Consider the following 17,003-nt stretch of genomic DNA (forward strand, 5'->3'; position numbering starts at 1 on the left):
TCAGTCATAGATCGCCTCCACCCACCAACGACCACCTTCGACGGCGAGCAGCAGGGCACTGCCGTCGGCCAGGCAGACCTGGAAACGGGCCCGGCGACGGGCCTCGGCCGGGGCCCACCACCGCTCGTCGACCGGCCACGGACCGGCCCAGCCGACGATCTCGGCCGACGCGGTGGCGGGGGGAACGACGGAAACGAAGGTGGGATCGGAGCCGGTGGCCACCGCCGGGGTGGCGACACCCAGTCGGGCCGGTGAGGCGCTGACCGTCAGTCGTGCGCTCACCACGACCGGCGCGCCGGTGGCGTCGAGCACACTCGCGGCCAGCGGGGTCGGCAGCACCACGGCGGGCGAGGGTGGTGGCAGCCGCCCCGGCCAGGAGGGCACGGCCGCCCCGGTGCCCGCCCGCCGACGGCGGGAACTGGCCGATCCACCGCGCGCCGGCCCGTCACCCGGGCCGGTCGCCTCCGTGACGGCGGGCCGGGCGTCCGGACCGGGCCAGGATCGTCCGACGGGTTCGGCCGGACCGGGCCAGGATCGTCCGGGTTCGGCCGGACCGGGACGGGCCGGGAGGCGTTCGTCGCCCCAGGGCACCAGCCGGGTCTGGTCGGCCGGAGACCGCCCGCCACCGAGCACTGCGGTGACCACCGCCTCGGGGCCGAGCAGTCCCTGCACCCGGCTCAGCGCCCGGTGCGCCCGCTCGCGTTCCGCGCCGATCTCGCCCCACAGCCCGGGTTGCAGGCCCGCCTGGGCCAGCACCCCGTCCGGCACCAGCCGCAGCCGGATGATCCCGGCGGTGGGTCGGGCCGGGCCGGCCCGGCGAGCGCCGGTGAGCCAGCCGTCCAGTTGCCAACGGACCCGGTCGGCGATCGCCGCCGCGCTCAGCAGACCGTCGTGCCGCCAGACCCGGTGCAGCTCCTGGCCGTGCGCGGTGACCGCCTCGATGCCGAGCCGGGTGCAGGCCAGCCCGTGCCCGGCGAGCCGCTCGTGCAACCGTTCGGCCAGCGTCCGGGCGGCGAACGCCGCGACGTCGACCCGCTCGATCGGCTCGTCGAGGTCGGTGGTGACCGTCAGGTCGACCGGGGGTCGCCGGGCCGCGAGCGGGCGGTCGTCCCGGCCGGCGGCCAGCCGGTGCGCCAGCGCCCCGTCGAAGCCGAACCGGGCCAGCACGTCACCTGCGGGCAGCGCGGCGAAGTCGCCGAGCGTACGCACTCCGAGCCGGCGCAGCAGGTCGGCCAGAGCGGGCCGACCGAGCGCCTCGACGGGCTGGGCGGCCAGGAACTCCGGTGTCTCGCCGGGCGGCACGATCCGCCCCTGCCGGGCGGCCAACCCGGCGGCGAAGACCCCGTCGGCGACACCGACCTGGCTCTCCACCGCGCAGCTCTGCGCGACGTGCTCGACGATCCGTTCGGCTGCCGCCTCCTCACCGCCGAGGTAGCGGCTCGGCCCCCGGGCGGGCAACGCGCAGGCGCCGGGGCGGATCACCTCGACCCCGACCGCCACCTCCTCGATCGCGGCCACCACCGGCTCGAAGGCCCGCGCATCCCGCCCCGGATCGTGGGCGACGACGGTCAGCCCCGGGCAGCGCCGCTGCGCCTCCCGCCGACGCAGCCCTCGGCGTACCCCCTCGGCCCTGGCCTGTTCGGAGCAGGCGAGGACCCGGTTGGCGTGCAGCACCGCCACCGGCCCGGTGGCCGGCACCCCGTCGACTATCTCGGCGGCGAGCACCGGCCAGTCCGGGCACCAGAGCAGCAAGCTCCGTGTCATCGGCCGTACCTCGAGCTGGTCTTGATCACGACCAGGCCGACTTGACCCCGAAAGCTAATGGCATTAGCTTTTTGGCTACAGCAGTAAGCTAGGTGTTGCCGCGCCGCGAATGCTCCACTGCGGCGGTCCCCGCCGCCCCTGCCCCTCATCCGGCCCGCAGGGCCGTCAAGGAGTCCGCAATGAACCGGATCCGAGCCGGTGCCGCCGCCCTCGCCGCCGCGGCCGTCATGTTCGTCCTCTATCCCGCCCTGCGCCCCTGGCACGACGAATCCACCGCGGCCGGCGCCCTCGCCTCGATGTCCGCCAGCACCTGGGTGCCCTCGCACACCTTCGCCATGATCGGTTTCATCCTGGTGCCGCTCGGCCTGCTGGCCCTCGCCCGGACCGTCGCCGATACCGGGTCGGACCGCACCCTCGTGGCCGCCTTCGTCACCAGCACCGTCGGCACCGGTCTGGTGCTGCCCTACTACGGCGCCGAGGCGTTCGGCCTGCACGCGATCGCCCGCCAGGCCACCACCAACCCACAGATCGACCTGCTCGCCCTGGCCGATCAGGTGCGGTACCACCCGATCGCGGCCTCCACCTTCGGGATCGGCCTGGCGGCGCTCGGCGTCGGCGCCGCCCTCGCCGCGGTGGCGATCTGGCGCGACAACCTGCTGCCCCGGCTCAGCGGGGTGCCGTTCGCCCTCGGGTTCCTGCTCTTCCTGCCCCAGTTCTTCACCCCGCCGGCGGTCCGGATCTCCCACGGCGTGCTGATCGGTGCCGGGCTGCTCTGGCTCGCCACGGCGCTGTGGCGAACCGCAGGTGCCACCCGCCCCCGGCCCATCCGACGAGCCGGCCCCGGCCACTGACCCACCAGCGGTCGACCCACCGACTCCACAACCACCAGCCCGGAGCGCACCGAACTGACGCGCACCGAGCTGACGGTCTGCCTGGGGGTGGACGCTCATGCCGAGGCCACCACGCGTAGCGCGGTCTCCGGCCGACTGACCGGTGCCGACCGGGGGATGACCCGGGTCGTCTCGGCACCGGGCAGCCACACCGTGAGCTCCTTGGGGCGGGCGGCGGCCCCCCGGCCGCGCGCCGAGATGGTCACCTCCCGACGGCGCAGCCGTCCCCGCCCCGCGCCGAGCCCCTGCCAGATGCCACGGACCACCTGGAGCGTCACGTCCGCGCCGTCCCACCGGCCGTACGGCACCAGCACGCTGCCCCGTTGCCGGGCACGCGCGGCCAACCGGTCGGCGACCGAGGCGGAGACGGTGGACGGGACCGCGGTGACCACCACATCGACCCCGTCGATGAGCGCGGCGACCACGGTGGGCCAGTCCGGGCCGGGCTGCGGCACCAGGGCGAGCCGGTCCAGGACGATGCCGGCCTCGGCGGCCGCCCCGGCCCCGAAGGTCGGTATCCCGACCACGGCGCACCAGGACCCGGCGCGGGACGCCTCGGCGAGCAACGCGAGCAGCAACGAGGTGGTGCCGCTGTGCCGATGCCGCCCGACGCCGACCGCGACGGTGCTGCCGCGCCGCAGACCCCGGTTGGGCAGCAACCCGGTCAGCTCGGGCCGCACGGGCAGCACCCGGTGCCCACCCGCCGGGTCGGGTGCGCTGGCCGGGCGGACCAGCCCGGCCAGCGCGGCGGAACCGACCACCATGCGGCCCGCCATCGGACCTCCCCCGTCGTCGCCCCGGGCATCCGGCCCGTGGATGGTGCTGTCGTGGATCACAAAGAAGTACGCGTGGCGGGGCGGCGTCCGGCCACCCTGGGTCCCGCCGTGGTGGCCGGACGCCGCGGCTCAGGCGACGAGACCCTCGATCGCCGGCTGGTGCGCCAGGCCGAGCGCCGTTTCCACCACCGTCACGAACTCCTCGGCGGCGCGGAGCAGGTCGTCGGCCTCCCGGGCGGTCACCACCCGGGGTATGCCGGCCTCGGCGGCGGCCCGTTTGCCCGCGCCGAGGGCGAAGTAGCGGGCCCACTCGTCGAGTTCGGGGGCGACGCCGGCGAGCAGAACCCAGACGTTGGTGATCCGGTGACGCCGGACGGGCGCGGGGCGGGCGCGGGCGGCGAGCACCGCCGCGGCGGCGCGCAGGGCCGCGAGATGGGCGGCGGCGTACCGGAGGCCGTCGGGGGCGGTCCGGGCGGCTTCGGCGAGCCCCTGTCGGGCGACCGCGAGCAACTGGACGGGAGTGCGGTGCGGCAGCACATGCGCGGGCACCGTCGGTGCCTGAGCCGGACTGGTCGGCATGGTCTCCTCCAGATGAGCCGGGGCGGGCAGGCACGTGGACGGTGGCCCGTCGACACGCAAGCCCGCGGCGGTCGGTGCGGAGGAAGACGCACCAGGTGGATGGCCGGTCGGGCGTGGAGCTTCCCCACACCACACCCGACCGGCGTACCGGCGGGTCCGTCGTCCGCCGCCCGGGGGTCGTTGGGCGGCGGACGACGGCCTGCCTGACGGGCCCGGACTCGCGACTGCCCGGGGCCCAGGTGCGGTCCGCGGCACCGCACCTGTCGGAAGCCGGTGCCGCGAAACACCCGCCTCCGAGAGGGGTTGGAACGAACGTTCGAGGCAATCGAACACTCGTTCTAACTACTGCTGACAGTACACCCTCCCACCGACGAAAACGCAACGTGTGACGCGCCGACACCATCGACCGGCTCAGCCGCGCAACCGCGCCGCCGTCGCCTGCCACCGGCGCGGGCCGGTCGGGTGACGCACGGCGGCGACCGGGCCGCGACGACCGCGACGTTTCCGCCCCCGGCGACGTGGCCGACTGCGCGTACGGCCCGCGTACCGGCAAGAATGGCGGCATGCAGTCACACCCGAACGTCCGGGCGGTGCAGGACGCCCTCGACGCCGCGAACGCCCGGGACGGCTCCGACGCGCCCGCCACGGTCCGCCTGCTGCCCGACGCCGTGCACACCGCCGCAGCCGCCGCCGAGGCGCTCGGCGTCGACGTCGGCGCCATCGCCAACTCGCTCGTCTTCGACGCCGATGGAGCCCCGTTGTTGGTGCTCACCTCCGGCGCGCACCGGGTCGACACCACCGCTCTGGCGGACCGGCTCGCCGTCACCCGGCTGCGCCGGGCCACCCCGCAGTTCGTCAAGGAGCACACCGGGCAGGTGATCGGCGGGGTCGCCCCGGTCGGTCACCCGCAGCCGCTGCGCACGCTCGTCGACACCGCCCTGGAGAAGTACGACGAGATCTGGGCCGCCGGCGGCGTGCCCCGGGCGGTCTTCCCCATCACCTACGCCGAACTGCTGCGGGTCACCGGCGGAACGCCGACCGACGTGGCGTGAACGAGCGAAGCGAGCGGAGAGTGGTGCCTCGCGCCGACGGCGGGCGCAGCGAGGTGGCGGCGTGAGGCGCCCGGAGAGCGTCCCCGAGTTGGTCACCCTGCACGTGTGGCGGATCGCGCCGGCCGCCGTGGGTCGGGCGCTGACCCGGATGGCGCTCGACCCGCGCCGGCTGCGCGCGCTGCCCGGCGTACGCTTCGGCAAGCTGCTCGGCACCGGGACCGGCACCGGCTTCGGGCCCGGCGACGCGGACCTGACCCGTTGGGCGGCGCTGACCGTCTGGGACTCCCCCGCCGCAGCCGCCCGGTTCGCCGACTCATCCGTGGCGCGGGCCTGGTCCGGTCTCGCCCGCGCGGATGTCCGCCTCGACCTGCGCCCACTGACCAGCCGGGGTGAGTGGTCGAGACGGCGGCCGTTCGGTGACCCGACCGGCGGCCGGGTCGCCGGCCCGGTGTTGGCGCTGACCCGGGCCCGACTACGACCCACCCGGGCACTCACCTTCTGGCGGGCGGTCCCGCCGGTGGCCGCGGCCCTGCACACGGCACCCGGGCTGCTGGCCCGCTTCGGCGTCGGCGAGGCGCCGCTGGGCTGGCAGGGCACCGTCAGCGTGTGGCGCGAACCGGCGGATCTCGTGGCGTTCGCGTACCGTCACCCGCAGCACCGAGCCGCGATCACCCGGACGGAGACCCAACGGTGGTACGCGGAGGAACTCTTCGCCCGGTTCGAGGTGCGGGACGTGGTCGGCGACCGAACGGTACTGGGGTGGGTCACCGACGACGGTGACCCGGCGAAGGGTGGACGGGCATGAGGTTGGTGCGGTGGACGCCGGACGATCTCCTCCGACGGCTGGACGACGTGGTGGCCGTCTACGGCGAGGCGATGGGTTACCGCGCCGACCTGCTGGAGGCCCGTCGTGGCTACATCGCCACCCACGTACGCCGGCCCGGCTTCCGCGCCGTGGCCAGCCTCACCAACACCGGCCAGCTGGCCGGGTTCGGCTACGGCTACGTCGGCGCCACCGGCCAGTGGTGGCACGACCAGGTCTGGCGGGCCCTGGACCAGGCCGCCCGTCGGCGGTGGCTGACCGACTGCTTCGAGGTGGTCGAGCTGCACGTACGACCACCGGCCCAGGGGCACGGGCTGGGCGCCGGGCAACTGCGCGCCCTGCTCACCATGGCCGAGGGTGCCACCACCCTGCTGTCCACCCCGGAAGCCGACGAGCAGACCTCGCGCGCCTGGCGGCTGTACCGCCGGTTCGGCTTCGTCGACGTGCTGCGCGACTTCCGGTTCCCCGGCGACGAGCGTCCGTTCGGGGTGCTCGGCCGGGACCTGCCGCTACCCGCGCCGGAATCCACACCACCACCGGTGCGGTCATGACCGCACGGTCACCGGTCCGGGGCTACGCCTGGACCATGCTGGCCCTGCTGGTGCTGGCGCAGATCTGCTACCCGCTGACCGACGGGGTCACCCGGGCCCGGCTGACCGTGGCCACCGTCGTGCTCGGCTACCTGCTCTCGGTCGGTCACGCCCTGCTCAGCCGGGGGCCTCGGGCGGCGGCGGCGCTGGTCGCGGTGGCCACCGGCGGCGGGTTCGCCATCGAGGCGCTCGGCGTGGCCACCGGTTTCCCGTTCGGCAGCTACGACTACTCCGGCCAGCTCGGCCCGAAACTGGCCGGCGTGCCGCTGATCATCCCGCTGGCCTGGACCTGGATGGCCTGGCCCGCCTGGCTGGCGGCCACCCGACTCACCGGCGGGTCACCCGGCCGGTGGCGCTGGCCGGTGCGGATCGCGTTGGCCACCGTCGGGTTGGCCGCCTGGGACCTCTTCCTCGACCCGCAGATGGTGGCCGAGGGGCACTGGGTGTGGCGTGCTCCCACTCCGGCCCTACCCGGGCTGCCCGGCATCCCGGTCAGCAACTACCTGGGTTGGCTGCTGTTCGCGGTGCTGATGATGACCGCGCTGCGCCCGCTCGCCGGGCCCACCGTGACCGGCACCGGCGACGGCGATCACCCGATGTTCGCGCTCTACCTGTGGACGTACGGCTCCAGCGTGCTGGCCCACGCCGTCTTCCTCGACCTGCCCGCCTCGGCGGTGTGGGGGGCGGTCGGCATGGCGGTGGTCGCCGTGCCGCTGGCCGTGGCCCTGCTGCGGGCCGGGCGGACCCGCGACCACACCGGTCCGCCGCGCTCCCCGACCGACGCGCTCGACGTGGCGGCATGACCGTAGCGCTGGTCCTGCTGCTCGGCGTGAGCGTGCTGACCCTGCACACCGTGGTCAACGCCGGTCGCTGGCTGCGCCGACCGACCGACCGGCCGACGGAGGTCACCGAGACGGTGGCGGTGCTGCTGCCGCTGCGCGACGAGGCCGACCGGGTCACCCCGTGCCTGCGCGCCCTGCTCGCCCAGCGGGCGGTTCCCGGGCTGCGCGTGATGGTGCTCGACGACGGCTCCACCGACGGCACCGCCGACGTGGTGCGCGCGATCGTCGCCGACGATCCCCGGGTCACCCTGCTCACCGGGGTGACCCCGCCACCGGGCTGGCTGGGCAAACCACACGCCTGCTGGCAGTTGGCCACCCGCGTCGCCGAGCCCGTCACCGCACTGGTCTTCGTCGACGCCGACGTGGTGCTCGACCCGTACGCGGTGGCGGCGGCGGTCACCGAGCTACGCGCCGCCGGGGCGACACTGCTGTCGCCGTACCCACGGATCGTGGTGCGCTCGGCGGCCGACCGGCTGGTGCAGCCGCTGTTGCAGTGGTTGTGGCTGACCTTCCTGCCGCTGCGGGCGATGGAACGGTCGCCGCGACCGTCGCTGGCCGCTGCCGGCGGACAGTTCCTGGTCGTCGACCGCGACGGCTACCTGCGCGCCGGTGGGCACGCGGCGGTCGCCGACCGGGTGTTGGAGGACATCGAGCTGGCCCGGGCGGTGAAGCGGGCCGGTGGTCGGATCGCCCTCGCCGACGGCTCCCGGCTGGCCAGTTGCCGGATGTACGAGGACTGGCCGCAACTGCGCGACGGCTACACCAAGTCGTTGTGGGCCTCGTTCGGGCACCCGGCCGGCGCGGCCGTGGTGCTGGCCCTGCTGCTGACGCTCTACACCGCACCACCCGTGGTGGCCGTCGCGGCACTGCTCGCCGGGGCGCCGATGGTGGCCGGGATCGCGGTGGGCGCGTACCTGGCCGGGGTGGCCGGGCGGGTGGTCAGCGCCCGCGCCACCGGCGGCCGGGCATGGCCCGACGCGCTGGGCCACCCCGTGTCGGTCGCGATCCTCGGTTGGTTGACCCTGCGGTCGTACCATCTGCGTAAGCGACGGCGCCTGTCCTGGCGCGGTCGCCCGATCGGCTGAAGGTTCGGGCGAGGGGGCGCGACATGGCGCGGATCGTGGTCGTCGGCGCCGGGGTGGGTGGGCTGGCCACCGCGGCCCGACTGGCCGTCACCGGGCATCAGGTGACCGTCCTCGAACGCGCCGAGCAGGTCGGCGGCAAACTCGGACGGCACAGCCACGACACCCCCGAGGGCTCGTTCCACTTCGACACCGGTCCCAGCCTGCTCACCCTGCCCGAGGTCTTCCACGAGCTGTTCGAGGCGACCGGGGCGAAGCTCGACGAGTACCTCGACCTGGTGCCGCTGGACCCGATCGTGCGGCACGTCTTCCCCGGTGGCGGCCCGGTGCTCGACTCCTGCGCCGACCCGGCCGAGTTCACCGCCCGGATCGGTGCGGCCCTCGGCGACCGCGCCGCCGCCGACTGGCAGCGGCTGTGGCGCCGGGCCGCCCGGGTGTGGCGGGCCTCCGAACGCGACATCCTGCGCCGCCGCGTCGACTCTCCCCGTGACCTGGCCCGGTTGGCCTGGCGGCTGGGCGACCTGGCCGCGATCCGGCCCGGTCAGAGCCTCCGTGGGCTGGGCCGTTCCCTGATCTCCGAGCCACGACTGCGGATGCTGCTGGACCGGTACGCCACCTACACCGGCGCCGACCCGCGCCGCGCACCGGCCGCACTGGTCGCGGTTCCCTACGCCGAGCTGGCCTTCGGCGGCTGGTATCTGCGTGGCGGGCTGGGCAGCCTCGCCGACGCGCTGCTGTCGCGCTGCCTGGACCTGGGGGTGGTGGTGCGTACCGGCACCACGGTCAGCCGGATCGACGCGGTGGGCGGTCGGGTGCACGGGGTACGCGTCGCCGACTCGACCACCCCGATCCCGGCCGACGTGGTGGTGGCCAACGTCGACGCGCTCAGCGTCTACCGCGATCTACTGCCCGACCCGCGCCGGCTGGCCGCGCTCACCGACCGCAGCCTGGCCGGTTTCGTGCTGCTGCTCGGCGTACGCGGCGACTCCGGGCTGGCCCACCACAACGTCTTCTTCCCCGCCGACTACGACGCCGAGTTCGACGCGGTCTTCGGTGATCCGGGGCGGGGACTGCGGGCCCGCCCGGCCGCCGACCCGACTGTCTTCGTCACCGTGGCGGACGATGCGGCCGTCCGTCCGGCCGGGCACGAGGCGTGGTTCGTGCTGGTCAACGCCGCCCGGCAGGGCACCGCACCGGGGGCGATCGACTGGCGTCGGCCGGGGCTGGCGCAGGCGTACGCCGACCGGATCCTCGACGTGCTGGCCGAACGCGGCGTGGACGTACGCGACCGACTGGTGTTCCGCGATGTCCGTACTCCGGCCGACCTGGCCGCCGCCACCGGCGCGCCGGGCGGCACCATCTACGGCACCGCCGGTGGTTTGCTCCGCCCGGCCAACCGGGGACCGGCCCGGGGCCTGTGGCTGGTCGGCGGCTCCAGTCATCCGGGCGGTGGCCTGCCGATGGTGACCCTGTCCGCGCAGATCGTCGCCGAGGCGATCGGCCCCGCCTGGTAGGTGTAAGGAAGGGCCCCCTACTAACGCCTGCGGTAGAGGAAGGGCCCCTTGCTAACGCCCGCCAGGCGCGCTGGCACACCCAACAGGCGCGGCCAGTCGGGCGGTGCCCCCGGAGTCCCCCGGCGGTACCCCGGGGACCGCTCAGCCGGCGTCGATCAACGCCCGGCGGACGGCGGAGAGCAGCTGCCCCAGCCCGAAGGCGGCGAGCAGCACCCAGACGGCGGTCGCCATGGTGATGGTGCCGGCCGCCAGGTCCGTCTCGATCAGCCCGCTCAGACCCGCCAGCAGCAGCCCCGCCACGGCCACGCAGACCCGGGTGGGCCGCTCCCCCACGGTGACCGCGCCGATCTCCCGCATGCCGGCGGCGACCGCGCGGGCGCGGACGTACTCGTGCAGCCAGGACAGCGCACCGGCTGCGGCGACCAGCGCCCCTGGCGCGCCGATCAGCCAGAACGCCACCAGCCAGGCGGCCTCGCCGAGCCGGTCGGCCAGTGAGTCGTAGACGTAGCCGAGGCGGGTGGTGCGCCCGGTGGCCACCGCCACCGCCCCGTCGACGCTGTCGGCGACCGAGGCGAGCAGCACGAACAACGCGCCCAGGAACGGCCCGTCGCCCGACCGGACCGCGAACAGCGGTACGCAGAAGCAGAGCAGCACCCCGACCACCGTCACCGCGGTCGGGCCGACCCGTAGCCGACCCAGCAGGAACCCGACGTGGTAGGAGAAGCGCAGCCAACCGCGCACCACCGGCGTGGCGGCCCGGGGATCGAAACCGCCGTGCAACCGGGCCCACGCCGTGGCGTACTCGTTCCAGTTCAGCTGTCTGCCCACCACGGTTCAACCGCCGCGACAGCGCCGAGGTGTCGCGCGCCTGGTGTCACGTCGCGACGCTCACCCGCAGGTTCTGCCATATCTCCCGGGTCGCGGTGGACCGGTTGAAGGTGATGAAGTGGATCCCCGGCACCCCCTCGTCGAGCAGCCGGCGGCACATCTCGCTGGTCTGCTCGATGCCGAGCCGGCGGACCGCCTCCGGGTCGTCGGCGACCCGCTCGAACCGCTCGGCCAACGCCGGTGGAAAGGGTGCCCCGGACAGCTGCACGGACCGCTCGATGGTGCCGATCCGGGTCACCGGCATCACCCCGGCCAGGATCGGGGTGTCGCAGCCGGCGGCGGCCACCCGGTCGCGCAGCCGAAGGTACTCGTCGGCGTCGAAGAACATCTGGGTGATCGCGAAGTCCGCGCCGGCCCGGCACTTACGCACGAAGTACTCGGTGTCGGCGGCGACGTCCGGCGAGCGCGGGTGCCGGTAGGGGAAGGCGGCGACACCGACGCTGAAGTCGCCGGAGTCCCGGACCAGGCGGACCAGGTCCTCGGCGTAGTGCACGCCCTCGGGGTGCGGGATCCACTCCCCGGTGGGATCGCCCGGCGGGTCACCGCGCACCACCAGCACGTTGCGCACCCCGGCACCGGCCAGCCGCCCGATCACGTGCCGCAACTCGGCGACGGAGTGGTTGACCGCCGTCAGGTGCGCCATCGGCAGCAGGGTGGTCTCGGTGGCGATCCGCTCGGTGACCGCGACCGTGGTGTCCCGAGTCGAGCCACCGGCACCGTAGGTGATCGAGACGAAGGAGGGGCGCAGCGACTCCAACTCGCGGATGGCCTGCCACAACTGCCGCTCGCCCTGCTCCGTCTTGGGCGGCATGAACTCGAAGGAGAAGGTCGGCTGGCAGTCGCGCACCAGCTCTCCGATCGCCGGTTGCGAGTTCGGGAGGACCGAGGGAAGACCGAGCGCCACGAACCGACTCTAGCCGGACCGGACGGACACCCCCACCGGCTTCCCAGCAGTGGGGACGGCCGACCCCGCACACACCGGCGTCCATCCGTGACATCGACACCACGGACCGTGGTGTACGCCGAACCGTCGCACACCCGCCGCCGGGGGAACTGTCGCACCCGCGGGCTAATCTGCTCACCTGCGCGGGTGCGGTCGACAGCCCACCGGGCGGCCGCGCGGGGGTCACGCGCGGGGGTCAGCAGCAGACGGTGCGCCGACACCACCCTGAGCCGGTGTCGGGCCACCACCCGCCGACCCTGCCGGAGGATCCATGTCCCCGCCGCCGTCCGCCTCCACCCGCCCCGACTCGGCACCCCTGGGCCCGCTGCTGGTCCGGCTACGCCGCACCCGGGGATGGAGCCAGGCCCGCCTCGCCGCCGAGCTGTGCGCCGCCGCCGGTGTGTGCACGCTGAGCCGGCACGAGATCTCCCGGTGGGAGCGGCAGGTACGGGAGCCGGGGCGCTTCTGGCGCGGCTGGCTGGTCCGGTTCCTCGCGGCCCCGGCCGTCCAGCCCGGCGCGGGCAGCCAGCCCTGTCGGCCGGGTCCGGGCCGACACGCCCGGCCCGCGTCCAGGCCCGGCAGCGCGTCCAGGCCCGGCGGGTCAGCCCGCTCGGCACGACCTGTCCCGCCGCCGGGTCGATTGCGACCAGCGGCTGACCCGACGCGCCGGAGGGCGGGTGGCTCGGCGCGTCGTACCCCGACCAACTAGCGTCGAGATGTGACCCATGCTGCTCCCGTCTCCCCGGTCGACCGTGCCAGCCTGCGCCAGCGGGTCGACAAGGCACTGTCGGACTTCCTCGTCGGCCGTCGCGCCTGGATGGCCGAGGTCGACGACGCCCTGCTGCCGGTCGCCGAGGCGATCGAGGCGTTCGTGCTGGGCGGCGGCAAGCGGCTACGGCCGGCCTTCGCGTACTGGGGCTACCGGGGCGCCGGCGGGGTGGACACCGATGCGGTGGTGACCGCCCTCGCCGCGCTGGAGTTCGTGCAGGCCAGCGCCCTGATCCACGACGACCTGATGGACCGTTCGGACACCCGACGCGGAGAGCCCGCGGTGCACCGACGGTTCGCCGCCCGGCACCGGTCAGCCGGTTGGGGTGGCGATCCGGACAGCTTCGGCGACGCCGCGGCGATCCTGCTGGGCGACCTGTGCCTGGTCTGGTCCGACGAGCTGTTGCACTCCGCCGGGCTCGACCCCCGGACGGTGGCCCGCGCCCGACCGGACTTCGACGAGATGCGTACCGAGGTCACCATCGGGCAGTACCTCGACGTGCTGACCCAGGCCACCGGCGACACCTCGCTGGAACGCGCCAGCAAGGTCGCCCGGTACAAGTCGGCCAAGTACACCGTGGAACGGCCACTGCTGGTCGGCGCGGCGTTGGCCGACGCCCCCGCCGACGTACGCATCGCCTACTCGGCGTACGGGTTGCCGCTGGGTGAGGCGTTCCAGTTGCGCGACGACGTGCTCGGCGTCTTCGGCGATCCGGCGCAGACCGGCAAGCCAGCCGGCGACGACCTGCGCGAGGGCAAACGGACGTACCTGGTGGCGGCCGCGCTGGAGGTCGCCGACGAGGCCGGTCGTGCCCTGTTGCTCGACGGCCTCGGCGACAGCGAGTTGGACGCCGACCGGGTGACCCGGCTGCGGGAGCTGATCGTCGACACCGGCGCGCTGGCCCGCACCGAGCAGCGCATCGTCACGCTGACCGACGCGGCGCTCGCCGCGCTCACCGCCGTCGACCTGGACACCGAGGCCCGACAGGCGCTGGTGGATCTGGCCATCGCCGCCACCCGCCGCGCCGACTGACTCGACCGGCGCGGCGACTGAGCCGGACGGTCCCTCAGAAACCCAGCGCCTGGGCGCGGCGCTTGACCTCACGGGCCTGGTCGCCGCCGAGGGCGGTCGCGGGGGTGCCGCCGGCCAACGTGTCGTCCGGCTCGTAGAGCCAGCGCAGCGCCGCCTCGTCGTCGTAGCCGGCGTCGGCCAGCAGGGTGAGCACGCCCGGCAGGTGCTTGAGCACGGTGTGGTTGGCCACCAGGTCGGCCGGGATCCGGCGGACGCCGTCCCGGCGTACCGCGAGCAGCTGCCGGTCCCGGATCATCTGGTGGACCTTGCTGATCGACAGGTCGAGCCGCTCGGCGACGTCCGGCAGGGTCAGCCAGCCCGCCGGGTCGGCGGGACCGGCCAGGGGCGCGGCGCCCTCGGCGGGTACGGAATCGGTCACGGCACCACCCTGCCACGCCGCCCCCGGCTCCGGTCAACGGCCTCCCGGCGACCACCCTGAGCAGGGGCGACCGTCACCGTACGCGCGCGTCGAACCCGCCGACGGGCACCTGCCGGTAGCATCCTGTTCAACCTTCATCCCCCCGACACATAGACTGCCTGCCGATGGACACACAGGTCGCCGACACGTTGCTGGGCTCGCTGATCGACGGGCGCTACCGCATCCGCGGTCGCGTGGCCCGTGGCGGCATGGCGACCGTGTACACCGCCGTTGACGAGCGGCTCGAACGCACCGTCGCCGTCAAGATCATTCATGCCGCCCAGGGACCACCCGGTCAGGCCGGTCGACCCAGCTTCGTCGACCGGTTCACCGACGAGGCCAAGACCATCGCCCGGCTCACCCACCCCAACGTGGTGGCGGTCTACGACCAGGGCACCCACGCCGGGCGGCCCTACCTGGTGATGGAGTACGTCCGTGGTCGCACCCTGCGCGAGGTGCTGACCGAACGACGCCGGCTCAACCCGGACGAGGCGTTGGCCATCACCGAGCAGATGCTCGCGGCCATCGGCGCCGCCCACCGGGCCGGTCTGGTGCACCGTGACGTCAAGCCGGAGAACGTGCTGGTCGCCGAGGCACCCAGCGGCGGTCCGGCCAACCTCGTCGACAGCGTGGTCAAGGTGACCGACTTCGGGTTGGCCCGGGCGGTGGAGGCGAGCACCGACCACGACAGCGGCAACCAGTTGATGGCCACCGTGGCGTACGTGGCACCGGAGCTGGTGACCGACGGCCGGGCGGACGCGCGCACCGACGTCTACTCGACGGGCATCGTGCTGTTCGAGATGCTCACCGGTCGGGTGCCCTACGACGGTGACCGGCCGATCGACATCGCCTGGCAGCACGTCGACCGCGACGTCCCCGCACCGTCGACGCTGGTGCCCGGTCTGCCGAGGGTCCTCGACGACCTGGTCGCCCGCGCCACCCGACGCGACCCGGCGGCCCGCCCCGGTGACGCGGGCACGCTGCTGGCCGAGGTGCAGGTGGCCCGGGACAGCGTGGGCAGTTCGAACAGCCACACCGCCCTGATCACCCCGGTGACCGACGGCCCCGCGGTGTCCCAACCGACGATGGTGGTCGCGCCCGTGCGTCCGTCCGAGCGACCGACCTGGGCGCGACTGCCGGAGGACGGCTCGCCCGCGCGTGGTCGCCGTCGGGCCGCGTCCGGCGGCGACGACCTGCGTACCCGATTGTCCGGCCTGGTCGCCCGCCTGCCCGGCCAGGGCGGCGGACGGCTCGCCGTGGCGGCGGTCGTCGTGGTGCTCGGGCTGGTGGCCGCGCTCGGTGGCTGGTGGTTCGGGGTCGGTCGGTACACCACCGCGCCGGAACTGGTGAGCATGACCAAGGCCGAGGCGGAGGCACGGGCCTCCCAGGCGGGCTTCGACGTGGTCTACGCCGATCCTCGCTACGACGACCAGGTCCCCCGCGACGGTGTGCTGGGGCAGGATCCCGCCTCCTCCGCCAAGATCCTCAAGGGCGGCACCATCACCCTGACCCTGTCGCTCGGGCCGGAGCGCTTCGAGCTGCCGGACGTGGTCGGCAAGGAGTTCGCGCTGGCCGAGGCCGACCTGCTCAGCGCCCAGCTAGAGGTGGTGAAGGGCACCGCCCGCTACGACGACAGCCTGCCGGAGGGCGTGGTGGTGTCCACCAAACCGGAGGCGGGCAAGGAGGTCAAACCGGGCGACAAGATCACCGTCATCCTCAGCAAGGGCCGCGCCCCGATCACCGTGCCGAACCTGGTCGGCAAGAACCTCAACGACGCCCGCAACCAGATCGCGCAGCTCGGTCTGGTGCTGGTGGAGCCGACGCGCAAGCAGTCCGACAAGCCGCGTGACGAGGTGATCGGGCAGAGCCCGGCCGACGGCAGCGGCGTGGAACGGGGGGCCCAGATCCGGCTGGAGGTCAGCGAGGGGCCGCCGCTGGTGACCGTGCCACGCGTCGTCGACCTGCCGTGCCAGCAGGCCAAGCAGGTGCTGGAGAGCCAGGGCTTCCCGGTGACGGTGCAGTTCAACCCGAACGCCGTCACCCGGTTCCAGAACCCGAACGAGAACGCCCAGGTCGCCCCGGGTACGCAGATCACCATCGGCTGCTTCTGATGACCGCTGCGGTTCCCGGCCACCGGCCGATCGGCTCGCACACGCCCACCTCCGGTGGGCTGGCCAAGGCGGCGCTGCCGTATATCGACGCGGCCGGTTCCGAGGTGGCGCAGGTCTACGTCGGCAACTCCCGGGGCTGGGCGATGCCGGCCGGCGACCCGGTGCAGGACGAGCTGTTCCGCGACGGCTGCGCCGACCGAGGTGTCGCCGTCTACATCCACGCGTCGCTGCTGGTCAACCTGGGTTCACCGACCGCTGCGACGGTCGAGCGGTCGACCCGGACGCTGGCCCACGCGCTGCGCCGAGGTGCCGCGATCGGCGCTCGTGGGGTGGTCTTCCACGCCGGCAGCGCGGTGGACGCCGGGCACGCCGAGGCGGCCATGCGGCAGGTACGCGAGTCGCTGCTGCCGCTGCTCGACTCGGCCGCCGACGCGGGTGGGCCGATGCTGCTGGTCGAGCCGAGCGCCGGAGGCGGCCGGTCGCTGGCCAGTCGAGTGGAGCACCTCGAGCCGTACCTCGACGCGGTGGACCGGCACCCGTGGCTGGGGGTCTGCTTCGACACCTGCCACGCCTGGGCCGCCGGGCATGACCTGGCCGCCGAGGGCGGGCTGACCGCGACGCTGGACGCCCTGGTCACCGCCGTCGGAGCGGACCGGCTGCGGCTGGTGCACGCGAACGACTCGAAGGACCTGTGCGGCTCCACCCGGGACCGGCACGAGAACATCGGCAAGGGCCTGATCGGCGAGCCCGCCTTCGCCGAGCTGATGCGTCACCCGGCCACCGCCGGAGTCCCGGTGCTGGTGGAGACCCCCACCGAACGGCACGAGGGCCACGCCGCGGACATCAGCACCCTCCGCCGCCTCCTGCCCTGACCCCTGCCCTCCGGCCGTG

Annotated in this window: 17 protein-coding genes; 11 read left to right on the top strand and 6 right to left on the bottom strand. The window is 74.3% G+C overall.

Going from position 1 to position 17,003, the window contains the following annotated elements:
• Positions 1 to 1,764, bottom strand: a complete 1,764-nt coding sequence (locus tag FF096_RS16790; protein WP_155219179.1) for a DNA polymerase Y family protein — start codon at positions 1,762 to 1,764, stop codon at positions 1 to 3.
• Between the two features lie 179 nt (positions 1,765 to 1,943).
• On the opposite strand from FF096_RS16790, the gene FF096_RS16795 reads away from it, so the two are divergent.
• Positions 1,944 to 2,615: a hypothetical protein gene (locus tag FF096_RS16795; RefSeq protein WP_155219182.1), complete on the top strand. Its 672-nt coding sequence runs from the start codon at positions 1,944 to 1,946 to the stop codon at positions 2,613 to 2,615.
• 95 nt (positions 2,616 to 2,710) lie between these two features.
• On the opposite strand, the gene FF096_RS16800 is transcribed toward FF096_RS16795, so the two are convergent.
• On the bottom strand, positions 2,711 to 3,430 hold the full coding sequence (locus FF096_RS16800) for a hypothetical protein (protein ID WP_155219185.1): 720 nt from the start codon (positions 3,428 to 3,430) through the stop codon (positions 2,711 to 2,713).
• Between the two features lie 129 nt (positions 3,431 to 3,559).
• Positions 3,560 to 4,009 carry an SAV_6107 family HEPN domain-containing protein gene (locus tag FF096_RS16805; RefSeq protein WP_155219188.1) on the bottom strand — a complete coding sequence of 150 codons (450 nt, stop codon included), beginning with the start codon at positions 4,007 to 4,009 and terminating at the stop codon, positions 3,560 to 3,562.
• A gap of 563 nt (positions 4,010 to 4,572) precedes the next feature.
• Between FF096_RS16805 and FF096_RS16810 the strand changes: the two genes are divergently transcribed.
• The 6 genes from FF096_RS16810 (at position 4,573) to FF096_RS16835 (ending at position 9,912) form a co-directional block, all read left to right on the top strand.
• Complete coding sequence (locus tag FF096_RS16810) at positions 4,573 to 5,061, top strand: YbaK/EbsC family protein (protein ID WP_155219192.1); 489 nt, start codon at positions 4,573 to 4,575, stop codon at positions 5,059 to 5,061.
• A gap of 61 nt (positions 5,062 to 5,122) precedes the next feature.
• The gene (locus tag FF096_RS16815; RefSeq protein WP_309223432.1) at positions 5,123 to 5,866 is read left to right on the top strand and encodes a monooxygenase; all 744 of its coding nucleotides are present in this window, start codon (positions 5,123 to 5,125) and stop codon (positions 5,864 to 5,866) included.
• A complete protein-coding gene (locus FF096_RS16820; protein WP_155219194.1) occupies positions 5,863 to 6,435 on the top strand; it encodes a GNAT family N-acetyltransferase in 573 nt (190 codons plus the stop codon). Before FF096_RS16815 ends, FF096_RS16820 begins: the two co-directional genes overlap by 4 nt.
• On the top strand, positions 6,432 to 7,277 hold the full coding sequence (locus tag FF096_RS16825) for a carotenoid biosynthesis protein (RefSeq protein WP_155219197.1): 846 nt from the start codon (positions 6,432 to 6,434) through the stop codon (positions 7,275 to 7,277). The genes FF096_RS16820 and FF096_RS16825 overlap by 4 nt, the downstream gene beginning before the upstream one ends.
• Positions 7,274 to 8,401, top strand: coding sequence for a glycosyltransferase family 2 protein (locus tag FF096_RS16830; protein WP_155219200.1), 1,128 nt, complete (start codon positions 7,274 to 7,276; stop codon positions 8,399 to 8,401). Before FF096_RS16825 ends, FF096_RS16830 begins: the two co-directional genes overlap by 4 nt.
• A 23-nt stretch (positions 8,402 to 8,424) precedes the next feature.
• Positions 8,425 to 9,912 carry an NAD(P)/FAD-dependent oxidoreductase gene (locus FF096_RS16835; RefSeq protein ID WP_155219202.1) on the top strand — a complete coding sequence of 496 codons (1,488 nt, stop codon included), beginning with the start codon at positions 8,425 to 8,427 and terminating at the stop codon, positions 9,910 to 9,912.
• Between the two features lie 141 nt (positions 9,913 to 10,053).
• Here the strand turns inward: FF096_RS16835 and FF096_RS16840 are convergent, their stop codons facing one another.
• Together FF096_RS16840 and metF are read right to left on the bottom strand one after the other, a co-directional pair.
• Complete coding sequence (locus FF096_RS16840) at positions 10,054 to 10,743, bottom strand: CDP-alcohol phosphatidyltransferase family protein (RefSeq protein WP_309223433.1); 690 nt, start codon at positions 10,741 to 10,743, stop codon at positions 10,054 to 10,056.
• Positions 10,744 to 10,786: 43 nt separating this feature from the next.
• Positions 10,787 to 11,704 (bottom strand): methylenetetrahydrofolate reductase [NAD(P)H], encoded by a 918-nt coding sequence (metF, locus tag FF096_RS16845; protein ID WP_309223434.1) that lies wholly within the window; start codon positions 11,702 to 11,704, stop codon positions 10,787 to 10,789.
• 310 nt (positions 11,705 to 12,014) lie between these two features.
• On the opposite strand from metF, the gene FF096_RS16850 reads away from it, so the two are divergent.
• Complete coding sequence (locus tag FF096_RS16850) at positions 12,015 to 12,452, top strand: helix-turn-helix transcriptional regulator (protein ID WP_155219205.1); 438 nt, start codon at positions 12,015 to 12,017, stop codon at positions 12,450 to 12,452.
• Between the two features lie 9 nt (positions 12,453 to 12,461).
• Complete coding sequence (locus FF096_RS16855) at positions 12,462 to 13,544, top strand: polyprenyl synthetase family protein (RefSeq protein WP_309223435.1); 1,083 nt, start codon at positions 12,462 to 12,464, stop codon at positions 13,542 to 13,544.
• A gap of 34 nt (positions 13,545 to 13,578) precedes the next feature.
• On the opposite strand, the gene FF096_RS16860 is transcribed toward FF096_RS16855, so the two are convergent.
• Complete coding sequence (locus FF096_RS16860) at positions 13,579 to 13,962, bottom strand: Rv2175c family DNA-binding protein (protein ID WP_309223436.1); 384 nt, start codon at positions 13,960 to 13,962, stop codon at positions 13,579 to 13,581.
• A gap of 164 nt (positions 13,963 to 14,126) precedes the next feature.
• Between FF096_RS16860 and pknB the strand changes: the two genes are divergently transcribed.
• Both pknB and FF096_RS16870 read left to right on the top strand, forming a co-directional pair.
• On the top strand, positions 14,127 to 16,112 hold the full coding sequence (gene pknB, locus FF096_RS16865) for a Stk1 family PASTA domain-containing Ser/Thr kinase (RefSeq protein ID WP_155219208.1): 1,986 nt from the start codon (positions 14,127 to 14,129) through the stop codon (positions 16,110 to 16,112).
• Positions 16,112 to 16,984, top strand: a complete 873-nt coding sequence (locus tag FF096_RS16870) for a deoxyribonuclease IV (protein ID WP_155219211.1) — start codon at positions 16,112 to 16,114, stop codon at positions 16,982 to 16,984. The genes pknB and FF096_RS16870 overlap by 1 nt, the downstream gene beginning before the upstream one ends.
• Positions 16,985 to 17,003 lie beyond the last annotated feature (19 nt).

Source organism: Micromonospora sp. CP22 (genome assembly GCF_009712475.1).
Classification (GTDB): Bacteria; Actinomycetota; Actinomycetes; order Mycobacteriales; family Micromonosporaceae; genus Micromonospora.